Annotated in this window: 1 protein-coding gene; it reads left to right on the forward strand. The window is 45.1% G+C overall.

The window, feature by feature from the left end; genetic code table 11:
• Positions 1 to 138: 138 nt before the first annotated feature.
• Positions 139 to 1,656 (forward strand): ISNCY family transposase, encoded by a 1,518-nt coding sequence (locus AB4351_RS20780; protein ID WP_372127029.1) that lies wholly within the window; start codon positions 139 to 141, stop codon positions 1,654 to 1,656.
• Positions 1,657 to 1,744 lie beyond the last annotated feature (88 nt).

A 1,744-nucleotide genomic window follows, 5' to 3' on the forward strand; every position in this document is an offset into this window, starting at 1 on the left:
TGTGATCACCAAACGATTCTGTCGTACCTTAACTACCAAACGACTTTGTCGTTAGCCTAATTACCGAGGGAAATTGACGGTCCTACTTTTTACGTAATCCTTTGACTATCACTGTGAATTAGTCAAAGGGTGTATAGGATGATCGTTATGGATGCTAAATCCCAGCTTACCGTGGATGTCATTGCTAAAGTGGCACTTAACAAAATCTCTATTCTCAATGCCTCGAAACTGCTCAATAAATCCCCCCGAACCATTGAACGTTACCTCAGGCGATACCGTACCGATGGTATTCGTTTCGTTGTTCATGGCAACACAGGAAGAGCACCCGCTAATAAAATCCCCGTGACCTTAAAGAAGCAAGTTCAAGATCTGATAAAAGCCAAGTATTACGACTTTAACATGCTTCATTTGGCAGACATGCTGGAAGTGTTTGAAGGCATCAAAGTAAAGCGAGAGACACTTCGTACCTGGGCGCACGAAATCCATCATGTAAAACGAGCTAAACATCGCCGCTCCAAAGTAAGAAGACGACGAGAGCGCATGGAGGCAGAAGGCTTAATGTTGCAAATGGACGGCAGCCCCCACCTTTGGTTCGGGGACAAAAAGTCCTGCCTTATCGCTATGATTGATGACGCAACCAGTGACGTTCATGCAGAGTTCTTTCCTTCAGAAACTACGGAAGGCTGCCTTAAAGTAATGAAGGCTTATATCGAAAAAAAGGGGCTTTTTAAGACGCTTTATGTCGATAGAGCGGGTATCTTTGGTGGACCAAAACGCTGCCACTTCTCTCAGATGCAACGAGCCTGCGAAGAGCTTGGTATAGAAATTATTTTTGCCAACTCCCCCCAAGGAAAAGGTCGTATCGAACGTGCCTTCGATACGTTCCAAGATCGTCTCGTCCCTGAGTTAAGACTGGCGGGGATCACCGATATGAATAGCGCAAATGACTACCTGCAAAACACTTTCATCCCTGACTATTGGGCGACAACCCTCACCGTCAACGCTAAGCAGGTGCGCTCGGAATATAAGCCCGTTCCGAAACACCTAAACCTCGATGCGATATGTATCCAAAAAGAATATCGAAAAATCCGTCGGGACCATACCTTCAGTTATGGTAACGCAATGTATCAAATTACCTCTCCGTTAAGGCACTCTATCGTGAGTCAACAAGTTGAGCTACGTAAGCAACTTGATGGTAACTTCGCCGCTTACTTTGCTGACCGAGAGCTGTCCATTAAAGAGCTTGTTGAGCCTAGCTCTAGGAAAGAATACGGGGAAGAAGTTCAGAAAAAGCTCGATGCTATTGAACTTGCCAAGGAGTTAGGCAATGTGAGAGAAGCTGCTCGGCAGAGCGGTTGCTCTGTCAAAAGCATTCACAACAACCGTCAACTTCTCGAAGCACATGGTCCATTAGCTTTGAAACGTATGTATGGCCAATCAAGGCACAGTAACCGCATCGATGAGAAGACTCGAAATGTCGTCATCTCATTAACGCTCAAATTACCTCATCTAACATCGATCAGGATCAGTGGTGAGATGAGAAAGCGATTTAACATCTCAATTAGTCACTCAACAGTAAGGAACATCTGGCTTGAAGAAAAGCTGAATACAAGAGAGTTACGGGAAGCTCGTGCCGAGGCATCAATTATCGAATAAGAGCAGAACTGTCATGGTTGACTACTATTAATAAGACTGTGACAGAGTCCTTCGGTAATTAGACCGTCAACCTCCCTCGGTAATCACA

This window comes from Vibrio sp. 10N.261.51.F11 (assembly GCF_041471665.1).
GTDB classification, from domain to species: Bacteria; Pseudomonadota; Gammaproteobacteria; order Enterobacterales; family Vibrionaceae; genus Vibrio; species Vibrio crassostreae_C.